Source organism: Aquabacter spiritensis, assembly GCF_004346185.1.
GTDB lineage: Bacteria > Pseudomonadota > Alphaproteobacteria > Rhizobiales > Xanthobacteraceae > Aquabacter > Aquabacter spiritensis.
This window is the reverse complement of record NZ_SMAI01000007.1, coordinates 219245-240722: the sequence shown is the minus strand read 5'-3', so window position 1 is coordinate 240722 and position 21478 is coordinate 219245. Positions and strand designations below refer to the sequence as shown.

Here is a 21478-nt window from a genome sequence, read left to right as displayed (position 1 = left end):
TCACGCTTTGCGGCGGCGGCCGACTTCGAAGCCGACGGCACCGGCGCCCACCGCCATGATGCCAACGGCGAGAATCAAGCCGGGCGAGAAACCCGCCTCCGCCGCATGCGCCTGCGCCGGAGGAGTCGCGGCGGCGGACGGCGCGGCGGAAGACGCGGGAGCGGGGGGCGGCGCAGCAGCGGGTCCGGCGCCGGCCGGCAGCGCGGCGGTCTCCAGTCGCGCGGCCGTCTCATAGGTTCGCGCCAGCAAAGCGCGGCCGACATCCTTCAGGATCGCCTGACCGGCCACACGCCCCTGTCCGAGCACCAGGTCGACATTGGCGACCTGCGGCCCGCCGAGATTGATCGAGCGGTTGCCCTTCGCATCCTCGACATGCCAGCCCGTGACCGCGCCGGCGTCGACGGCGTCCACGACGATCCGGAAATAGCCTTCCGGACCCTCGAAGCGGCTGCCCGGCGTGAGGCGGATCTCTTCTTTGTTGACCAGCATGAAACCGAAATTGTGCCCCGTCGGGCACCCGACCGGATAGACCGCGAAGCGCGGATCGCGGGCGAAGTCGGTGCCGTAGGCCAGGCTGAAGGCTTTGGCATAGACCTTGATATTGGCCTTGCCGCCCTCGAACGGCTTCGGCCAGGGCGACAGGATGGCCACCATGTCGCCGTCCTCGAACACCAGCGCCTTGCGGGCGGTCGTGTCCTCGATCAGGCGGTCGGCCTGGACCGGGCCGAGCACTTTGGACGCGGTCGCCACGCCGTTTGCGCGCACTTCGAGCGTCACCGTGCCGGCGGCCTCGTCGATGCCTGCCACGTGGACGGAGCGCTCGCCGACCTTCCAGGTCTCCCCGCTTGCGGCGAGACCGGCGAACACCGTGTCCTCGGCATAGAGCACGCGGTCCATGCGCACGCCGGACAGCCAGTCGAAGGTGAGCTGCTTCGGCGAAATCTCTCGCGCCTGCCCCTGATTGTAGAGCTGGGCAAAGCGGTTGCCCCACCAGCCGGTCTCGGTGGCGGAGAGTTCCGGCGCCCCGAAGGCCCATTCCCAATCGGTGCCGGCAATGGTGCGGACATGCAGGGAATGATTGGCCATCTTCTGATGACCGACGGTCGCGTAATAATGGTAGACCTGCCCGCCGACCACGACCGCCCCGCCGGCCGGGATGGTCACGTTCTCCTTCACCTCGATCGTCATGTCGTAGTCGACGAAGGTCGGCAACCGACCGAGTACCGGCACCTGCTCGCCCCGCAGAGCGACCTCGCCGCCCCAGGTGTCCTGCAGATAAGCGAGCCCGCCCGGCGGGATCACCACCTCGCCATTCTCCACCTTGCTCTGGCGGATGAAGACGGCGTCGTATTTCAGCGGCTTTCGGCCGAAATCGTCGGTCACCGCGCGCGCCTGGGGCAGACCGGGCAGGCCGGGGACATAAGCCGGCTTCACCCCGCGCTCGCTCGGCAGCGAGAAGGGCGGCGGGGCGATCGCGCCGGCCGCGATGGGATGGGCGAGCGGCCAGCCGGGCTTGGCCGGGGTGAGCATGCTGGCATAATCGGTGGCGAAGGCCGGCCCGGCGACCAGAACGGCCAGGGCGGCGAGAGCGGGTCTCACGGCGATCTTCCTCACGGCGATCCTCCTTTGGCGATTTTCCCTTGACGTCCGGACACCGTCAGGCCTGGACCCGAGAGCGGGTGCCGGGCGGCATGCGCCGGTCGGACAGGGGGCAGGCCTGCGCGCGACGCGCCAGAAACAGCGTGCCCCAGCCCGTCAGCAGCAGGGTGTTGAGGAACAACAGCCATTTCGGCACGCCGACCAGAAAGCTGCCGGCGACGCCGATTCCGACCACCGAGAGCGCCGGCGCGATGCAGCCGACGCAGAGCGCCGAAACCGCGAGCAGCCCGCCGCCCGCGGCCAGGCCCGCAGACGCCGCCCCGCCGCGTCGGCCGACGCGGACGGCGAAGGCGGCAAAGGCCGCCGCAAGCCCGATCGTGGCGGCGGGGAAATAGTCTGCCTTGCGCTGGAAAGAGACGAGGAAGGCCTGGGTGCGCTGGAAGGTCAATTCGCCTTCGGAGACGAACTCCTCGGGCAGGAAGCCGCATTCGATCGCCGCCGCCGCGGTGGCCGGCATGCGGAACAGCGCGAACGACAGTCCGACATAGCCGAGAGCCGCGACGATGAAGACCGTGGCCATCATACGGAAGGGGATCATCGCGCGGCTCCAGTATCTGCCGGGGCGTCGGTCAGTAGCTGATGGACGGAATGCCCTCCCCCATGAATTCGACCAGCTTGGCGCCGCCGACGATCTTGGCGCCGGCAACGAGATTGTCCTCGTCGAGGCCGCGCTTCTTAAAGCAGGGCGAACAGACATAGATGGTGCCGCCGGCCGCCGCGAAATTGGTCATCAGATCCTTCAGCGGCGCGAAGCCGTCCTCGTGAATGTCGTCGGCATAGCCGGCCTGGGACAGGCGGGTGCCCTCGATCGACAGGAACACCACGGTCTCCTTGTCCGAGGCGACGGCGGCGTTGGCGATGACGAAGCCGACCGTGGCCTTGTCCGTGTCGTTCTTGGCGCAACTGATGGAGACGACGAATTTGCCGGGCATGGGGGGCTCCTTGGGGGTCTTTCGGGGATCAGGTCCAATCGGTTCGCGCGCGAATCCAGAAGCTGTGGGTTTGCGGATCGTGGCGGATCAGCGCATTGCGGGTCATGCGGCACCAAGCGGGCAGGTCTTCGGGGGCGCCCGCGTCGCGCGCGATCACCCGCACCACCTCGCCCGGCATGGTTTTCAGCCGCATGCGCAGCACCATGACGAGTTCGCCGCAGCCCATATGGCCGGCGTCGAACGTCGGTGCCGTGGCCAGCTCGTCCGCCGCGGAATCGCACATGTCATAGCCCTGCGTCCGTTCGCACGGCGGCAGCGGTGCCGCGCGCGGGATCGCATGTCGAGTGTCGGGAAGAAGCGGCACACGTCCGGGCACGCCCTGCGGATTTCACGGCAGAGAGCCAACCCTCACGGGGCATGGCGTTTCGGTACGGGACCACTCGCACATACCCTAACAAGTTGCGTCGGGGCGTCAAGCCGACGGCCAAGGGTTGCGACGGGGCGGGCGACCGCCCCGGCGCTGCGGTCGGGGTTCGTCGCCGTCGCCGAACGCAGCCGCGCCGCCGAATTCCCCTTCCCCAACTGGTCCCGGTTTTGCACACTGGGTCATTCGGTCCCGTGCCCGGCCTTTCGTTGGGGAAGCGGGATGCGGATTTCGCCGGGGCTCCGGCGCACGAAGGGGAACGAGATGAAGACACTTCTGATCGCCGCAGGCCTTGCGCTCGCGCTCGGCGCGGTGCCGGCACAGGCCGACGTGCTCGATTCCGTGAAGAAGAAGGGTGTGCTCGTGGTCGGCGTGAAAGCCGATTATAAGCCGTTCGGCTTCCGCGATCCCTCCGGCGCGATTGTCGGCATCGAGCCCGATCTCGCGGCAGACGTCGCCAAAAGACTGGGCGTCAAGCTGGAACTGATCCCGGTCGTCTCCTCCAACCGGATCGAGTTCCTCCAGCAGGGCAAAATCGATCTGATGATCGCCACCATGTCCGACAAGCCGGAGCGCCGGAAGGTCACATTGGCGATCGACCCGCCTTATTATTCCGACTCGGTCAATATCCTTCTGTCCAAGAAGGCCAAGGTCGCGGGCTGGGACGATCTGAAGGGCAAGGTGCTCTGCGGCACCTCGGGCGCCTGGTACAACAAGGAGGTCTCGGCCAAATACGGGGCCGAAGTCAAAGCCTTCGACGGTTCGGAGAAGCCCTTGTTCGCGCTCAAGGGCGGCGAATGCATCGGCTATCTCTATGACCAGACCTTCGTGCAGGGCAAACTGCTCGACACCGAATGGAACACCGAATTCGCGATGCCGCTGCCCGGCATCATGGAGGCGCCCTGGATCCTCGCGGTGGCGCCCGGCGAGGACGCCTTCGCCAAATTCATGACCGACACCACGCTCGACTGGATGAAAACCGGCTTCATCCTCGCCGAGGAGAAGAAGTGGGGCATCACCCCCACGGACTACGCCAAGCGCATGCACGACAAGCACAAGGGCAGCTGAGCCGCCGCGCGGGCCGCGCGCGGGGGGCACGGGGGCGTCCTTCGCGATGCCGCCGTGCCGTCCGCCGCGGCCCCGCTGTCTCGCCTTGCGCCATGCTCATGGAAACGGTCGCGCGCTGGTTTCTCGATCTCTACGAGACCACCGGCATCAACCTCACCATCGTCTACGACGCCTATGACCGGCAGCGTTTCCTGTCGGGCCTCGGCATGACGATCTATCTCGCCGTCGTCTGCATCCTGATCAGCATCGCCATCGGCGCGGTGGGGGCCTGGGCGCAGGGCTCGCCGCTGCGCGTCGTGCGCGGCCTCGTCAACGGTTTCGTGGTGATCTTCCGCAACACCCCGCCGCTGGTGCAGATCTTCTTCTTCTATTTCGGCCTCGGCCAGATCCTGCCGCGCATCGAGGATGCCGACGGGATGCGGGTGCCCATCCTCACCAATGTGCAATGGGCGATCGTTTCGCTGTCGCTGTTCGCGGGAGCGTTCAATGTCGAGATCTTCCGGTCCGGCCTCGAGGCCGTGCCGCGCACCACGACCGAGGCGGCGCAGGCGCTCGGCTATACCCGGCTCGGCGTCTATCGCCACGTTCTGCTGCCTTTGGCGCTGCGGATCTGTCTGCCGGCGCTCAACAACAATCTCGTCAATCTTTTGAAGACCACGACCCTGGCCTACGCCATCGCCGTGCCGGAGACGCTTTATGTCTCCAAGCAGATCTGGACCGACAGCCAGAACGTGCCGGTGATGATGATCGTGCTTCTGATCGTCTATACGCTGCTGGTCGGCATCCTGGTCTTCATCATGCACCGCTGGGAGAAGGCGCTCGCCATTCCCGGCTACGGCCAGGGGAGCGGACGATGAGCGCGCCGCCACCCCGCCGCCTGGAGCCATCCGAGGCCGGTGCCCCGCTCGCGGTGCTCCTGCCCTTTCGCCCGCCGCCGCCCGCCGCCTTCGCCTGGCCGCGCCTGCGGCTCGTTCATCTCGTCGGAATCGCCGGGCTGGTGCTCGTCGTGGGCGGCGCCGCCCATGCCCAGGCGAGCGGCGCCCGGCTCTCGGCGCTCGAAGTGATCTGGCGCTGGCTGCCGCTGCTGATGTGGGGCTTCGGCTTCAACATCCTGATGTCGGTCCTATCGATGGCGCTCGGCACCGCGGCCGGGCTCGGGCTCGGTTTGCTGCAGATCGGCGAGAACCGGCTTCTGCGGCGCGTCGCCTGGGCCGCCACCCAATTCTTCCGCAACTCGCCCTGGCTGGTCTTGCTGTTTTTCGCGATGTTCATGATCCCGTTCCAGTTCACCGTGTTCGGCCACACCATGCCGCTGCCCGACTGGGTGAAGGCGGTGATCGGCTTCTCGCTGCCGGTCATGGCCAACATGTCGGAGATCGTGCGCGGCGCGGTCGCCTCGCTGCCGAGCGGGCAATGGGAAGCGGCGGAAAGCCTCGCTTTCTCGCGCCGCCAGACGATGTGGCGGATCATTCTGCCGCAATGCGTGAAGCGCATGCTGCCGCCCTGGATGAACCTCTATTCCCTGATCACCATGGCGACCGTGCAGGCCTCGATCGTCGGGGTGAGCGAGATGCTCACTTTGACTTCGCAGGTCCATGCCGCCGAAGGCGGTCGACCCGATCTGCTCGCGCCGCTCTACGGCTTCGCGATGCTGTGCTTCTTCCTCTATTGCTACCCGATCGAGCGCTTCACCCTCTATCTCGAGCGCCGCTTCCAGCTGAACCAGTGACGGAGGCCGACCCTTGGCTGCCCTTTCCCCGCCCGAAGATTTCGGCTGGACCCCGGATCAGCCGCTGATCCGGCTGGTCGACGTACGCAAGTCCTTCGGCGCCATCGAGGTGCTGAAGGGCGTATCGCTCGACGTCGCCAAAGGCGAGGCGATCTGCATCATCGGCCCCTCCGGCTCCGGCAAGTCGACCCTGATCCGCTGCATCAATGCGCTGGTGCCGATCGATTCCGGCACGATCCGGGTCGAGGGGCAGGAGGTCAACGACCCCGATCTCGACAAGCTGGCGCTGCGCCGCAAGGTCGGCATGGTGTTCCAGCAATATAATCTGTTTCCGCACCGCACCGCGCTCGACAACATCATGATGGCGCCGCTGCACGTGCTGAAGCAGGACCGCCGCGAGGTCGAGGCGCGGGCGCGGGCGCTGATGGCGAAGGTCCGCCTCGCCGGCAAGGAGAAGGCCTATCCCGGCGAACTTTCCGGCGGCCAGCAGCAGCGCGTCGCGATCGCCCGCGCCCTCGCCATGCGGCCCGACGTCATGCTGTTCGACGAGGTGACGGCGGCGCTCGATCCGGAGACCGTGAAGGAGGTGCTGCTCACCATCCGCGAACTGGCGGAAGAGGGGATGACCTGCATCCTGGTCACCCACGAAATGGGCTTCGCCCGCGAAGTCGCCGACCACATCTATTTCACTGATGCCGGCGTGATCGTCGAGCATGGCCCGCCGGCCTCCTTCTTCGACGATCCCCGCGACCCGCGCACACAGGCCTTCCTCGGTCAGATCTTGTAACCGCGCGGTGAATTGCGAAGAGATGCGCTGTTTTCTCCCATATCCCCCAGTCATCGAAGCGTCGTGAAGTGAAGCCTCTGTCATATTTCGGTCCGGCGGGGAGCAGCACTCAGTCGATTTGCGACGAAAACATTTCTAAATCAACTCTTGATTGTGGTTCGTTGGATGGAAAACCGGGTTCTCCGCCTGGAATGGGCCGATTAAGCTGCCCGATATGGAATCCCAGCAAGCAATATGATAGCTGAGACGAGCGTCTGGATCGGCGCGCGAGTGCGGTTGTGGGGCACGGGGCGCTCGGCCGGGACGTGGGGTTCGATTTTCGGGGGGCACCATGGCAGCTGGGAATCAACGGACCCTCGGGCCCGCGGGCCGGGTCTATGGTGCGTCGAGCGCGCGGCTGCGCCTGTCGACGGCGCTTTCGACGACTTTGTGCGGCCTCGCTTTGATCGCCGTCGCGCCGGCGTCGATGACCCCCGCTGCGGCACAGACCATCGTCAATCTGTCCGGTCCGGCGGGCCCCAACGGCGCCGAAGTGCACAATTATGTCGAGGCCGCGACCGGCTATAATGGCGGCACGGGCGGCTCCGGCGGCGGCTATAGCGGGACCTTCACCGGCGACGGCGACACCCTGGTCTCGATCACCTCTTCCGGCGGCGCAGGCGGCTGGGGCGGCGAGGGCGATTCGACGCTCGCCAACGGCACCGGCGGTGCGGGCGGCGGCGGCGGCGGCGGCGGCGGCATCACCCTCGTCGTGTCCGGCACCGTCCAGCCCTGGGGTACGGCGGTTTCCGCGGTCGCGAACGGCGGCACTGGCGGCGGCGGCGGCTATGGCTATGGCGGTGCGTCGCATGCCTGGGGCGGCGACGGCGGAACCGGCGGCGCGGGCGGAATGGTCGCCGTCACCATCGGCAGCGGCACGGTCTCGAGCGGGGCGCAGGACGCGCCGGCCATCCTGATCACGGCGAATGGCGGCCAAGGCGGGCTGGGCGGCAATGCCCGTGCGGATGCGGCGGGCTATGGCGGCGACGGCGGCACCGGCGGCGCGAGCGGCACGGCGAGCCTCGTCGTCCAGTCCGGCGCGGTGATCTTCTCCGGCGGGGCCGGTGCGGCGGCGATCCAGGTTTCGGCCAATGGCGGCGCGGGTGGCAATGGCGCGCCCGCCAACGACACGCTGAACGCCGACGGCGGCAATGGCGGGGTCGGCGGCGGCGCACCCGGCGGCAAGGTGGTGGACGTGCAGATCCAGGCCGGCGCGACGGTCTCGACCTCGGGTTATGCGGCGAACGCGCTGGTCGCCCAAAGCCTCGGCGGGACCGGCGCGGAAGGCGCGAGCGTCGGGGGCTTCTTTTCCGGCACCGCCGGAGCGGGCAGCGCCGGGGGTGCGTCCGGCTATGTCTATGCCAGCAATGCCGGCGCGGTGTCGACCAGCGGCAGCGGGTCGGTGGCGATCGTCATCCAGTCGGTGGCCGGCGGCGGCGGCAATGGCGGCTCGTCGGAATCGGTCTTCTCCTCGATGGGCGGCAACGGCGCGGCGAGCGGCGAGGCCGGCGGAGCGACCGGCATCAATGCGGCCGGCGCTACGGTCGCGACCACCGGCAACTACGCCCATGCCATGCTGGTCCAGTCGGTGGGCGGCGGCGGCGGCAGCCTGATCGGCGGCGCCGGCTCCGGGATCGCGATCGGCGGCACGGCCGACCAGAGCGGCACCGGCGGCGGCGCCGAGGCTTTGGTCAAGAATTACGGCGCGATCACCACCAGCGGCAGCTTCTCGGACGGCATTCTCGCCCAGTCGATCGGCGGCGGCGGCGGCAATGGCGGCGGCGCCGGCGGCTGGGCTTCGCTCGGCGGCCAGGGCGCGTCGGGCGGCAATGCCGACAACACAAAGGTCTATAACAGCGGCACGATTGGCACGACCGGCGATTCCGCCTTCGCGATCGTCGCCCAGTCGATCGGCGGCGGCGGCGGCCGGGGCGGCGGCTCCGCCAGCATCGGCATCGGCGTGTCGGCGGCCATCGGCGGCGGCGGGGGAACGGGCGGCAATGCCGGCTCGGTCTATGTCCGCAATTCCGGCCCGAGCGCGACCAGTGTCATGCTCTCGACCACCGGCGAGGATGCCGCCGCGATCATGGCGCAGTCGATCGGCGGCGGCGGCGGGGCCGGCGGCAGCGCCAGCGCGACCACAATCGGCTTCGTCGCGCTCGGCATCGGCGGCACCGGCGGCGGCGGCGGCGACGGCGGCGCGGTGACGGTGCTGAACGAAGCGGGGATCCAGACCTCCGGCGACCGCGCGATCGGCATCCTCGCGCAATCCGTCGGCGGCGGCGGCGGCACCGGCGGCAGCGCCAAGGCCAAGAGCGCCGGCCTCTATTTCAGCGCCGCCGTGGCCCTCGGCGCGACCGGCGGCGATGGCGGCGTCGGTGCCACCGTGACCGTCACCAATGACGGCACCATCGTCACCAGCGGCACGGATTCCTTCGGCATCCTGGCGCAGTCGATCGGTGGCGGCGGCGGGCATGGCGGCTCCTCCTCGGCCAAGAGCATCGCGGTGTCGCTGGAGGCGCCGGCGGCGGCGGTTTCGGCGAGCCTCGGCGGCAGCGGCGGCGAGGGCGACGTTGCGGGCGACACGATCGTCACCAATTCCGGCACCATCGCCACGACCGGCCTCGGGGCGATCGGCATCCTGGCGCAGTCGATCGGCGGCGGCGGCGGCTCGGGCGGCGATTCCAGCGCGCTCTCGGTCGCAGGCTCCCCCGAGGGAGCGCTGAACGTCTCGGTCGCGCTCGGCGGCTCGGGCGGCAGCGGCGCCAACGCCATGACCGTCGCCGTGACCAATACCGGCAGCGTCACCACGGCCGGCGATTTCGCCGATGCGGTGCAGGCCCAGTCGATCGGCGGCGGCGGCGGATCCGGCGGCGTCGGCACGACCTCGGGCGATGCGGTCACCATGCCGGGCGAGACCAGCATCTCGCTCTCGCTCGGCGGCGGCGGCTCGGGCGGCACGGCGGGCAACGGCGCCACCGTCACCATCACCAATAGCGGCACCCTTTCCACCCAGGGCGCCAGCTCGCGCGCTGTCTTCGCCCAGTCGGTGGGCGGCGGCGGCGGGGCGGCAGGCGGCGGCACGGCCAATTCCAATGGCGGACAGGTCGCGCTCAGCGTTACGCTCGGCGGCAGCGGCGGCGGCGGCGGGTCCGGCGGCGCGGTGATCATCACCAATACCGGCCTGATCTCCACCGGCGGCGACGATGCCGAGGCGATCTTCGCCCAATCGGTCGGCGGCGGCGGCGGCGTCGGCGGCAGCGCCAGCAGCACCACCAAGACCGGCACGGCGAGCCTCGCCGGCGATCTCCAGTCCGGCAATTCGTCGAGTTCCTCCTTCGCGCTGTCGGCCAGCCTCGGCGGCAAAGGTGGCGGCGGCGGCGACGGCGGCGCGGTCACCGTGACCTCCGGCAGCGCCGGCGCGGGCGCCACCGTCACCACCACCGGCGACCATGCGGCGGCGATCTTCGCCCAATCGGTCGGCGGCGGCGGCGGCAAAGGCGGCGCGGCGGCCGGCGCCGAGAGCGGCGGCTCGGTCGGCCTCACCTTCACCCTCGGCGCCACGGGAGGCGCGGGCGGGGCGGGCGGCACCGTCACCGTGACGAGCTATGGCGCGGTCTCCACCATGGGCACCCATTCCGGGGCGATCATCGCCCAGTCGGTGGGCGGCGGCGGCGGCAGCGCGGGCAATTCCAACAGCACGACCTCCTCCAAGATCAGCCTCGGCGGCGCGATCGGCGAGAGCGGCGCGGCGGGCGGAAATGGCGGCACCGTCCTTGTCACGACGGGCGGCAGTCTTGTCACGGTCGGCGATCTGTCGGACGCGATCCTCGCGCAGTCGATCGGCGGCGGCGGTGGCATCGGCGGCGCGGCGGGGGCCGATTCCCATGCCGCCGGCGCGACCAAGTCGGTCGCGCTCTCGGCGAGCCTCGGCGGCGCGGGCGGGGTCGGCGGCCTCGGCGGCGCGGTGACCGTCACCTCCAGCGCCAGCATCGCGACCTCCGGCGATCATGCCAACGGCATCCTCGCGCAATCGATCGGCGGCGGCGGCGGCAAGGGCGGCAATGTCGCATCCAAGGGCGCCGGCGGAGCCTACGACATCAGCGCCTCGCTCGGCGGCTCGGGCGGCAGCGGCGCCTCGTCGGATACCGTGAGCGTCACCAATAGCGGGACCATCCAGCTCAGCGGCGACCAGTCGATCGGCATCCTCGCCCAGTCGGTGGGCGGCGGCGGCGGCACCGCGGGCGGCACGGCCAACACCGCCAATGGCGGCAAGGTGAGCGTCAGCTTCGGCCTGTCCGGCACGGGCGGGTCCGGCGCGAATGCCGGCGAGGTGATCGTCACGAATTCGGGCAGCATCGCCACCCAGGGCCAGGGCGGCATCGCCATCCTGGCGCAGGCGATCGGCGGCGGCGGCGGCAATTCCGGCAGCGCATCGGACGCGGCAACCAGCAAGATCGCGGTCGGCGCGACGATCTCCGGCGCCGGCGGCGGCGGGGGGGTGGGCGGCAATGTCACCGTGACCCTGACGAACCCGGCGGGCACGACGCAGATCTCCACCACCGGGAGCCATGCCGACGCGGTGCTCGCCCAATCGGTCGGCGGCGGCGGCGGCAATGCCTCCTCGGCCTCCAGCAAGGCCGCGGGCGCGGGCTCGCAAGGCGCGGGCGTCGCGCTCAGCATGGGCGGCGGCGGCGGGGGCGGCGGCAATGGCGCCACCGTCACCGTCCTCAACGGCACGTCCGCCGGCAACGGCGCGGTTCTTTATACCACCGGCAGCATGTCGAGCGGCCTCGTCGCGCAATCGATCGGCGGCGGCGGCGGGCGCGGCGGCGGATCGTCCAGCGCCACTGATGGTTCGGGCGTCGCGGCGGTGTCGGCCACGCTCGGCGGCGCCGGCGGCTATGGCGGCATCGGCGGCCAGGTGAACGTCAAGAACTTCGGAGGGATCAAGGTCACCGGCGACCATTCCGCCGCCATCCTGATCCAGTCGATCGGCGGCGGCGGCGGCAATGCCAGCGTCTCCTCCACCACATCCGCGGATCAGAAGGCGGACGCCAACATCTCGGCGACGCTCGGCGGCAGCGGCGGCGGCGGCGGCAGGGGCGGCAATGTCAGCCTGGAACATGCCGCCACCGTCGTCACCGACGGCGCGGCCGGCATCGGCCTCCTGGTCCAGTCGATCGGCGGCGGCGGCGGCAATGCGGCCGCCAGCCAGGAAACCGCGTCGGGCGGCAAGGTGGCGGTGTCGCTCGGCCTCGGCGGTTCGGGCGGCGCGGGCGGCAGTGGCGGCGAGGTCTCCGTCCTGATGCCCGGCAGCGTCGGCACGTCGGGCGCCCATGCGATCGGCATTCTCGCCCAGTCGATCGGCGGCGGCGGCGGCAATGGCGGCAGCGCGACCAATGCGGCCACCAGCAAGATCGCGCTCGGCGGCTCGCTGGGCGGCGGCGGCGGCGCAGGCGGCGATGGCAACAGCGTCACGATCCAGCTCGGCGGTCTCAGCGGTTCGGCCGTGGTCACGACCGGGCTCGGCGCCGATGCGGTGCTGGCGCAGTCGATCGGCGGCGGCGGCGGCAATGCCGCGGCCGGCAGCGGCAAGGCGGACGGCGCGGGCGGGCAGGGCGGCAGCCTCGACGTGACGCTCGGCGGCACGGGCGGCGCGGGCGGCCTCGGCGGCACCGTCACCATCCAGAACGGCGACGGCCCCTCGCCCTCCGGCGCCAGCGCCATCCAGACCAGCGGCGACCATGCCAACGGCCTCGTCGCCCAGTCGATCGGCGGCGGCGGCGGGCGCGGCGGGGCGTCCTCCTCGTCCTCCGGCGGATCGGGAACCGTCAGCCTGAGTGCCGCGCTCGGCGGGGCGGGCGGCGCCGGCTCGATGGGCGGCGCGGCCAATGTCTCGAACAGCGGCACCATCAAGACCAGCGGCGCGCATTCCGTCGCGCTCCTCGCGCAATCGATCGGCGGCAGCGGCGGCAATGCGGTGCTCGCCAGCGGCATCAGCAAGGACGCGAAGGCGGACGCGAATATCGCCGCTTCGCTCGGCGGCAGCGGGGGTGCGGGATCGTCCGGCGGCCAGGTGAACGTCACCAGTTTCGGCGCCATCGTCACCGAAGGCGCCTTCGGCATGGGCATCATCGCCCAGTCGATCGGCGGCGGTGGCGGCAATGCCGGCGCGACTGCCGATACCGGGACGGGCGGCAAGGTGGCGGTGACCTTCGGGCTCGGCGGGTCCGGCGGGACCGGGTCGCAGGGCGGCCAGGTCCTGGTGAATCTCGACGGTTCGATTTCCACCGCCGGGCACGGCGCGGTCGGCCTCCTCGCCCAGTCGATCGGCGGCGGCGGCGGCAATGCCGGCAGCGCCCGCAACACCGCAACCAGCAAGATCGCCCTCGGCGGCGATCTCGGCGGCTCGGGCGGAAGGGGCGGCGTCGGCGGATCGGTCCAGGTCAATCTCCAGTCGGTTGTGACGGTGGCGACCGCGGGCGACGTCGCGGATGCGGTGCTCGCCCAGTCGATCGGCGGCGGCGGCGGCAATGGCGGGTCGGGCAGCGGCAAAGCGGACGGCACCGGCGGAGATGGCGTCGGCCTCAATCTCGCGCTCGGCGGCACCGGCGGCTTCGGCGCGGACGGCGACCAGGTGAATGTCAGGCTTAATTCCGGCGTCACCATCACGACCACCGGCAAGGGGTCGAACGGGGTGGTCGCCCAGTCGATCGGCGGCGGCGGCGGCAAAGGCGGCGCCACGACGTCGGCCGCGGGCGGAAGCGGCATCGTGGCGATTTCGGCGAGCCTCGGCGGCACCGGCGGCCAAGGCGGCGTCGGCGGTCAAGTCATGGTGCAGAATTCCGCCGCCATCAAAACCAGCGGCGACCATGCCGACGGCATCCTGGTCCAGTCGGTCGGCGGCGGCGGCGGCAACGTCATGGCGGCGTCCAGCCTCGCCAAGGACAAGAAGGCCGACGCCAACGTCGCCCTCGCGCTCGGCGGCGCGGGCGGCCAGGGCGGCTATGGCGGGCGCGCCTATCTCACCAATGACGGCACGGTCGTGACCAGCGGCGCGCTCAGCTTCGGCCTCGTCGTGCAGTCGATCGGCGGCGGCGGCGGCAAGGCCGGCGCGGCGAGCGAGACCGGCACGGGCGGCAAGGCGACGGTCGCCTTCGGACTCGGCGGATCCGGCGGCACCGGCGGCAACGGCAATGACGCGGTCCTGACGCAGTCCGGCTCGGTCGCCACGTCCGGCTCCGGGGCGACGGCGATCCTGGTCCAGTCGGTGGGCGGCGGCGGCGGCGCGGCCGGCAGCTCGAACGCGGCCGCCTCCGGCAAGATCGCGCTCGGCGGCGCGGTCGGCGGCGGCGGCGGCGCGGGTGGCAGTGGCGGCAATGCGAACGCCACCCTCTCGGGCACCGGCACCGTCACCACGGCGGGCAACCGGGCCGACGCGGTCCTGGTCCAGTCGATCGGCGGCGGCGGCGGTCTCGCGGCGATCGGCAAAGACACGGCCGACGGGGCGAGCGGCAGCGATGTCAGTCTCGGCGTGTCGATCGGCGGCGGCGGCGGGTCGGGCGGCATGGGCGGCATGGCGACGCTCCAGATCGGCACGTCCGGCAGCGCGGGGCCGTCGATCGGCACCAAAGGCACCGAGTCCGCGGGCGTCGTGGTCCAGTCGATCGGCGGCGGCGGCGGCAAAGGCGGCGCGGCCTCCGCGGCTTCGGCCGGCAGCTCGAAAGTGGCGCTGTCCGCCGCGGTCGGCGGTACGGGCGGGGCCGGCGGCGATGGCGGCACCGTCAACGCCACGATCAATGCCTCCATCGTGACCCAGGGCGCGGGCGCCGACGGCATCCTCGCCCAATCGATCGGCGGCGGCGGCGGCAATGCCGTCCTCGCCAACAGCATCGGCACCGCCGACAAAAGCGATCTCACGCTCGCGGTCACGATGGGCGGCAGCGGCGGCACGGCGGGCTCCGGCGGCACGGTCAACGTGACGCAATCCGGCACCATCTCCACCACCGGCGCGATGGCGAACGGCCTCGTCGCCCAGTCGATCGGCGGCGGCGGCGGCCGCACCTCGGCGGCGAGTGCGAATGCCGGCAGCGGCGGCACCGTTACCGGGGCGCTCACGCTCGGCGGGGCCGGCGGGTCGGGCAATACCGGCGGCACGGTCAATGTCACGGTGAACGGCCAGATCGTCACCGCGGGATCCCAGGCCTTCGGGCTCTATGCCCAGTCGATCGGCGGCGGCGGCGGCACGGTGCTCGCCAGCGCGGCCCAGTCGGGCGGCACCGCCTCGCTGGCCGTGACCCTCGGCAATAATGGGGGAGCGGGCAATGACGGGGGAGCCGTCAATGCCACGGTGGCCTCCGGCGCCGGCATCTCGACCACGGGCGAAGGCGCCGTGGGCGTGCTCGGCCAGTCGATCGGCGGCGGCGGCGGCGTCGTTGCGGGGGCATCGGCGAGCGCTTTGGCCGGAATCTCCTTCGCCGGGGCGGGCGGCGGCGGCGGCAATGGCGGCACGGTGACCTTCACCTTGGACGGCACCATCTCGACCACGGGCTCGGGCGCGCACGGCGTGCTGCTCCAGTCGATCGGCGGCGGCGGCGGCGTTGCCGGCGACTTCTCGACGACGGTGTTCGGCTCGACCACCACCACGACCGGCACCGGCGGCGGCACCGGCGACGGCGCGCCGGTGCTCGCGACGGTGAACGGCACGATCACCACCACCGGATCGGGCGCGGCGGGCATCGACGTGCAGTCGGTCGGCGGCGGCGGCGGCGTTTCGCAGTCCGGCACGACCGCGGTCGCCAGCAGCGCCGGCGGATCGGGCTCCGGCGGCGGCATCGTGCTCACCGTCGGCGGCACCATCACCGCCAGCGGCTCGGGTTCGCCGGGCATCAATGTCTATGGCTGGGCGACGGAAAATCCGATCGCCAATCTGGTCGATCTGAAGAGCGGCGCGACCGTGACCGGCGGCTCAGGCACCGGCAGCGGCATCACGGTGGCCGGCAATGTGCCGACCACCATCGCGATCGAATCCGGGGCCAGCCTGTCGGCGCTCAGTGGCACGGCGATCTCCGGCGCCACCGGCGCTCCGGTCTCCGTGACTGTCGGCGGCACGCTGTCCGGCAGCGTGGTGCTCGGCACCGCGTCCGGGTTCACGGTCCAGTCGGGCGGCCTGTTCAATTCCGGCGCGACCGTCCAGGTCGGCACCGGCGCGGCGCAGATCGCCGGCACGGTCTCGCCCTTCGGCCTCGGCACGATCGGCACCTCGACCTTCAGCGGCAGCATCGCCACGATACCGACCAACATCTTCCTCATGGATCTCGACGGCGTCAGCCTGACCTCCGACCTCGTGGTCGCGGCGGGCAGCATCACCGGCCCGACGATCCAGGTGAACCCGCTGTCTGTGGTGCCCAACACCACCTTCACTCTGCTCCAGGCGAGCACCATCTCCACCAGTCAGGCTTATGCGAACGACAATTCCTTCATCTTCCAATGGCAGCTCGTGCCCGGAACGATGAACGGGGCGAACACGCTGCTCGCCCAGACCCAGGCGAACTTCGCCCCGGCCGGCGCGGGCCTGTCCGGCAACCAGCAATCCACGGCCAGCCATCTCCAGGCGGCCTGGAATGCGGGCGGCAGCGCCGCGCTCACGCCGGTCTTCACCTCGCTGGCGGGGGTCTCCAACGTCGCCCAATATCAGGCGGCGTTGAACGACCTGTCCCCCGAATTGCTGGGCTCGACCGCCTCGACCCGCACCTCGGAAAGCCGCGCCGTGCTCAACCGCACCATGAGCTGCCCGGTCTTCGCCGACAGCACGACCCTGGTGGTCGAGGACCAGTGCGCCTGGGCGCGGCTGATCTTCGGCCGCACCACCCAGACCAGCACCAATTCCTATCAGGGCTTCACCGCCGACACGCTCACCGCGCAGACCGGGGTGCAGGTCCAGGTGGCGCCGAACTGGTTCACCGCCTTCTCGGTCGCCTATCAGGAGAGCTGGACCACCGGGGCGGGCAACAGCAGCTGGAGCTCCGGCGCCGGCTTCGACGTCAGCGCCGCGCTGAAATACCAGACCGGCCCCTGGCTGTTCGCCGTCGCCGCGGACTTCGGATATATGAACTATGACAGCGAGCGGCTGATCGCCGGCCTCGCCGCCTCGCCCGACAGCTCGTCGGACACCTACAATGTCACCGGCCGCTTCCGGGTCGCCTACGACATGCCGTACAAGGACTGGTATCTGCGGCCCTATGTCGATTTCGACGTGTCCTACGTGAACGTTCCGTCTTACATCGAGAACGGCACCAGCGGCGCGGAGCTGGCGATCAACGGGTCGAGCCAGACCACGTTCATCGTCAGTCCGGCGCTCGAACTCGGCGGCCGGTTCGACCTCGCGGACGGCACGGTGCTGCGGCCTTATGCGACGCTCGGGGCCTCTTTCGCCTCGAACGACAGCTGGACCACGACCGCCGCGTTCATCGGCGCGCCGCTCGGCAGCGGCACGTTCGACACCGTCACCTACATGCCGAGCGTGCTCGCCAATTTCGACATCGGCATTCAGGCGCTGACCGCCAAGAATTTCGAGGTCAAGCTCGACTATGGGCTCAGCGTGGGCGACAATTATGTCTCCCAGGCCGGTATGGCACGAATGGCGGTCCATTTTTGATGAGCACACTTTCCGCTCCGGCGGCGGAGGCGGATCCCGCCCCCGCCCCGGAGGCTTCGGTTGCGGCGCAGGCGCCGCTCGGTGCCACCGACATCACCTGTTCGCGCGGTTTCTCGGGCTGGCTCGCCCAGCACCAGCTCAGCCTCGCCTTCTCCTCCTATCAGACCGGGCAATTGTTCCTGATCGGTCGGATCGGCGACGGCGCGGTGTCGTTCCACCAGCGCGATTTCCAGCGCGCCATGGGGCTTTGGTACGAGCCGGGCCGGCTGTTCCTCGCCTCCATGGTGCAGATCTGGCGGCTTGAGAACGTGCTCGGGGAGAACGAGCGGGCGAACGAGCATTTCGACCGGCTGTTCATTCCCCGCGCGGCGCGGATCACCGGCGATGTCGACGCCCATGAACTGGTGGTGGAGGCGGACGGGCGGGTGGTGTTCGTCAACACCAAATTCTCCTGCCTGTCGACCTTCAGCCTGACCCATTCCTTCCGGCCGCTGTGGAAGCCGAAATTCGTCTCCCGCCTCGCCGGCGAGGATCGCTGCCACCTCAACGGCCTGTGCCTCGAGGGCGGTAAAGTGCGCTACGTGACGGCGGTCAGCCGCTCCGACGTCGTCGATGGCTGGCGCGAGAGCCGCGTCGGCGGCGGCGTGGTGATCGCGGTCGACGACGATGCCGTGGTGGCGGAGGGCTTCTCCATGCCGCATTCGCCGCGGCTGCATAACGGCGCCCTCTACGTGCTCGATTCCGGCCGCGGCTATCTCGTGCGGATCGACCGGGCGACCGGCGCGCGGGAGGATGTCGCCTTCTGCCCCGGCTTCATGCGTGGGCTCGACTTCCACGCCGGCCACGCCATCGTGACCCTCTCTTTGCCGCGCAACCTGAACTTCAAAGGTCTGCCGCTGGAGGATGAAATCGCCAAAAAGGGTGGCCAGCCCTGGTGCGGCGTGCAGATCATCAATCTCGCCACCGGCGACATCGTCGAATGGATCCGCCTCGACGGCGCGATCCGGGAATTGTTCGACGTCAAGGTGATGCCGGGCGTCGCCTGTCCGATGGCGGCCCCGCTCCAGGGGCCGGACCTTGCCAGCATCGTGACCTACGAGGCGCCCCCGCGTCCGCTCGATACCCCCGGCTGGGTGTGAGGCCGGCGCCGCTCAGGCCCGCAGGCGGCGCGGCGGCTCCTCTTCGTCGAACGTTCCCTCGAACACCGAGATCAGAGCGCGCCGGATCGCCGACTGGCGCGCCGCGCCGGTGATCTTCGCGCCCATCAGATCGGTGACGTAGAACACGTCCACCGCCCGCTCGCCGAAGGTCGCGACATGCGCCGAGGCGATGTTGAGATTGAGCCGGGACAAGGTCGTCGTCAGCTCGAACAGCAGGCCGGGCCGGTCGAGCCCCGACACTTCGACCACGGTGTGGCGGTTCGACCAGGCATTGTTGACGGTGACCTCCGGCTCCACCGAGAAGGTGCGGCGCCCCTTCGGCAGCTTGCGGGCGATCACGTCCGGCAGGCGCACCTCGCCGGTCAGGGCATGCTCGATCGCGTCGCGCACCTTCTGGGCGCGGCGCTGCTCGTCGTCGTCCCGGTCGAAGGCGCGGCGCAGCGCGATCGTGTCGAGCGCGAGCCCGTCCGTGGTGGTCGAGATCTGCGCGTCGACGATGTTGGCGCCGGTGGCGGCGCAGGCCCCGGCGATCACCGAGAGCAGCTTGGGATGATCGGGCGCGAGCACGGTCAGTTCCGTGATGCCGCGGCCGGTCTCGAGGTCGGCGCGGGTGGCGAGCGCGGCGCCCTGCGCCTCGGTCTCGGCGACGAAGCGGGCATGGCGCAGCTTGGTGTCGAGGTCGGTCCGCAGCCAATAAGGCGGGTAATGGCGCGCCGCATAGCCGGCGAAGTCCGCATCGGTCCAGTCGGCGAGGGCGTGGCGCAACTGGGCCTGGGCGACCTGGACACGCTTGCCGCGATCGACCTCGGAGAAGCCGCCGGTGAGCACCGGCTCGGTCTCGTAATAGAGCGTCTTGAGAAGCTGGGCTTTCCAGCCGTTCCACACGCCCGGCCCCACCGCGCGGATGTCGGCGGTGGTCAGCACCAGCAGCATCTTCATCCGGTCGAGATTCTGCACGACCGCGGCGAAATTCTCGATCGTCTTGCGGTCCGACAGGTCGCGCGACTGGGCGACCGTCGACATGACGAGGTGCTGCTCGACCAGCCAGGCGACGGTCTCGGTCTCGGCCGCCGTCAGGCCGAAGCGCGGGCACAGCCGCCGCGCCATGCGCGCGCCGGCGATTGAATGGTCCTCGGGCCGCCCCTTGGCGATGTCGTGCAACAGAAGCGCGACATAGAGCAGATTGCGCTGCTTGATGCCGGGCATCAGTTCATTGGCGAGCCCGTTCTCGGGATTGGTGCGGCGCTCGACCTCCGAGAGGATGCCGATGCAGCGCAGCAGATGCTCGTCCACCGTGTAATGGTGGTACATGTTGAACTGCATCATCGCGACGACCCGGCCGAATTCCGGCACGAAGCGGCCGAGCACGCCGACCTCGTTCATCCGGCGCAGCACGGTTTCCGGCGCGTTCTTCGAGCACAGGACATCCATGAAGAGGCGGTTCGCCTCGGGATCGTCGCGCAGCCCGGCGTCGATCAGGCTCAGCGAGCGGGCGGCGAGGCGCATCGCGTCGGGGTGGAAGGCGAGGTCGCGCTTGTCCGCGATGTGGAACATGCGGATGAGGTTGATCGGCGCGCGGGCGAAGGCCTGATCGTCGGCGACGTTCAGGCGCTCATGGTCGATGATGAAGTCCGCGCTGTCCTTCAGCTTGGTGCGGCGCGTGCCGCTGCGCAGCCGCTCCACCATGCCCTTGAGGCCGGGCACCGGCTTGTCGTGGCGGGCTTCGAGGGCGGCGGACAGGATCGCGGTCAGATCGCCGACGTCCTTCGCCACCAGGAAATAATGCTTCATGAAGCGCTCGACGTCGCGCTGGCCGGGATGCTCGGTATAGCCGAGCCGCTCCGCCATCTCGCGCTGGACGTCGAAGGACAGCCGTTCTTCCGGCCGGCCGGTCAGGAAGTGCAGGTGGCAGCGCACCGACCAGAGGAAATCCTCGCAGCGTGTGAACAGGCGCACCTCTTCGCGCGTGAACACGCCTTTGGCGACGAGTTCGCCGGTCGAGCGCACGCGATAGACGTATTTGGCGATCCAGAACAGCGTGTGCAAATCGCGCAGCCCGCCTTTGCCGTCCTTGACGTTCGGCTCGACCAGATAGCGCGACTGGCCCGCTTTGCGCAGGCGCTCCTCGCGCTCGGCCATCTTGGCGGCGACGAATTCGGCGGCGGTGCCCTCGACCACTTCGGTGTCGAAGCGGTGCTCCAGTTCCTCGAACAATTCCTGATCGCCCACCAGGAAGCGGGCTTCGAGGATCGAGGTGCGGATGGTGATGTCGGCGCGCGCCTGCCGCACGCACTCGTCGACCGAGCGGGTGGCGTGGCCGACCTTCAGCCCGAGATCCCACAACAGATAGAGGATCGCCTCGGCGACGCTCTCGCCCCAGGCGGTCTGCTTGTAGGGCAGGACGAACAGGATGTCGGTGTCGGATCCCGGCGCCATCATGCCGCGTCCGTAGCCGCCGACCGCGGCGATCGCCATGCGCTCGGCGCGCGATGGCTTGTCGACGGGATAGAGGATCGTGGTCGCGACCGCGTGCGCGGCGGCGATCACCGCGTCCTGAAAGGCGGAGAGACGCTGCGAGCAGCAGCGCCCGCACCCTTCCTCCAGTAAGAGCCGCTCCGCTTCGGCGCGCACGGCGGCCATTTCCTGCTTGAGACGGCCGATCACCGCCCGCTTCAGCTCCGTGTCCCGGCCGGCATGCGCCCGCGCGATCTCCAGGACTTCGGTCTTCAAACGGGTGCCGAGGAACGGCTCGGAAATGGTTCGGGGAAGCCGGGGCATGCGTCGCGGGGCTCTCGGGCGGTTCGCCACTCGGGAAAGGGTTTTGCCCAGCGCGAAACCGGGATCGTCCCCTGTACCCCAATCCGATGGCCCCGTCATGGCGCGCTGCGGCGAAAATGCTCCCGGCCTCTTCCGCCCCATGGGGCCCGCCGGTCGTGGGGGTTTCCCTCGGCCAGTCTTTTCAGGCGGTCGCGACGCGCCAATCCGCCGCGCCCGGGCGGCAGGCGCACGCCTCCCGCTCT

11 protein-coding genes are annotated in these 21478 nt (G+C 70.1%); 6 read left to right on the top strand and 5 right to left on the bottom strand.

Annotated elements, in window-relative coordinates:
* From EDC64_RS23545 to EDC64_RS13115, 4 genes are read right to left on the bottom strand one after another with little or no spacing between them, the layout of a single operon-like run.
* Positions 1-1614 (bottom strand): hypothetical protein, encoded by a 1614-nt coding sequence (locus EDC64_RS23545; protein ID WP_165933750.1) that lies wholly within the window; start codon positions 1612-1614, stop codon positions 1-3.
* 43 nt (positions 1615-1657) lie between these two features.
* Positions 1658-2197: a hypothetical protein gene (locus EDC64_RS13125; RefSeq protein ID WP_132032006.1), complete on the bottom strand. Its 540-nt coding sequence runs from the start codon at positions 2195-2197 to the stop codon at positions 1658-1660.
* Between the two features lie 31 nt (positions 2198-2228).
* The gene (locus EDC64_RS13120) at positions 2229-2591 is read right to left on the bottom strand and encodes a DsrE family protein (protein WP_132032004.1); all 363 of its coding nucleotides are present in this window, start codon (positions 2589-2591) and stop codon (positions 2229-2231) included.
* A gap of 28 nt (positions 2592-2619) precedes the next feature.
* Entirely contained in the window at positions 2620-2874 is a 255-nt protein-coding gene (locus EDC64_RS13115; protein WP_132032002.1) for a sulfurtransferase TusA family protein, read from the bottom strand.
* A gap of 405 nt (positions 2875-3279) precedes the next feature.
* Between EDC64_RS13115 and EDC64_RS13110 the strand changes: the two genes are divergently transcribed.
* The 6 genes from EDC64_RS13110 (at position 3280) to EDC64_RS13085 (ending at position 18437) form a co-directional block, all read left to right on the top strand.
* Positions 3280-4083, top strand: a complete 804-nt coding sequence (locus tag EDC64_RS13110) for a transporter substrate-binding domain-containing protein (protein ID WP_132032000.1) — start codon at positions 3280-3282, stop codon at positions 4081-4083.
* A gap of 98 nt (positions 4084-4181) precedes the next feature.
* Entirely contained in the window at positions 4182-4940 is a 759-nt protein-coding gene (locus EDC64_RS13105) for an amino acid ABC transporter permease (protein ID WP_132032061.1), read from the top strand.
* Positions 4937-5812: an amino acid ABC transporter permease gene (locus EDC64_RS13100; protein WP_132031998.1), complete on the top strand. Its 876-nt coding sequence runs from the start codon at positions 4937-4939 to the stop codon at positions 5810-5812. The genes EDC64_RS13105 and EDC64_RS13100 overlap by 4 nt, the downstream gene beginning before the upstream one ends.
* Positions 5813-5825: 13 nt before the next feature.
* Entirely contained in the window at positions 5826-6599 is a 774-nt protein-coding gene (locus EDC64_RS13095) for an amino acid ABC transporter ATP-binding protein (RefSeq protein ID WP_132031996.1), read from the top strand.
* 331 nt (positions 6600-6930) lie between these two features.
* Positions 6931-17298, top strand: a complete 10368-nt coding sequence (locus EDC64_RS13090; protein ID WP_132031994.1) for an autotransporter outer membrane beta-barrel domain-containing protein — start codon at positions 6931-6933, stop codon at positions 17296-17298.
* Complete coding sequence (locus EDC64_RS13085) at positions 17298-18437, top strand: TIGR03032 family protein (protein ID WP_132031992.1); 1140 nt, start codon at positions 17298-17300, stop codon at positions 18435-18437. The genes EDC64_RS13090 and EDC64_RS13085 overlap by 1 nt, the downstream gene beginning before the upstream one ends.
* Before the next feature lie 12 nt (positions 18438-18449).
* Here EDC64_RS13085 and EDC64_RS13080 read toward each other — a convergent pair whose 3' ends face one another.
* On the bottom strand, positions 18450-21236 hold the full coding sequence (locus tag EDC64_RS13080; RefSeq protein ID WP_132031990.1) for a [protein-PII] uridylyltransferase: 2787 nt from the start codon (positions 21234-21236) through the stop codon (positions 18450-18452).
* Positions 21237-21478: the final 242 nt, after the last annotated feature.

Coding starts and splice junctions, on each gene's coding strand:
- EDC64_RS13090 (WP_132031994.1), top strand. CDS start 6,931: ATGGCAGCTGGGAATCAACGGACCCTCGGGCCCGCGGGCCGGGTCTAT.
- EDC64_RS13100 (WP_132031998.1), top strand. CDS start 4,937: ATGAGCGCGCCGCCACCCCGCCGCCTGGAGCCATCCGAGGCCGGTGCC.
- EDC64_RS13085 (WP_132031992.1), top strand. CDS start 17,298: ATGAGCACACTTTCCGCTCCGGCGGCGGAGGCGGATCCCGCCCCCGCC.
- EDC64_RS13080 (WP_132031990.1), bottom strand. CDS start 21,236: ATGCCCCGGCTTCCCCGAACCATTTCCGAGCCGTTCCTCGGCACCCGT.
- EDC64_RS13120 (WP_132032004.1), bottom strand. CDS start 2,591: ATGCCCGGCAAATTCGTCGTCTCCATCAGTTGCGCCAAGAACGACACG.
- EDC64_RS13105 (WP_132032061.1), top strand. CDS start 4,182: ATGGAAACGGTCGCGCGCTGGTTTCTCGATCTCTACGAGACCACCGGC.
- EDC64_RS13125 (WP_132032006.1), bottom strand. CDS start 2,197: ATGATCCCCTTCCGTATGATGGCCACGGTCTTCATCGTCGCGGCTCTC.
- EDC64_RS13115 (WP_132032002.1), bottom strand. CDS start 2,874: ATGTGCGATTCCGCGGCGGACGAGCTGGCCACGGCACCGACGTTCGAC.
- EDC64_RS13110 (WP_132032000.1), top strand. CDS start 3,280: ATGAAGACACTTCTGATCGCCGCAGGCCTTGCGCTCGCGCTCGGCGCG.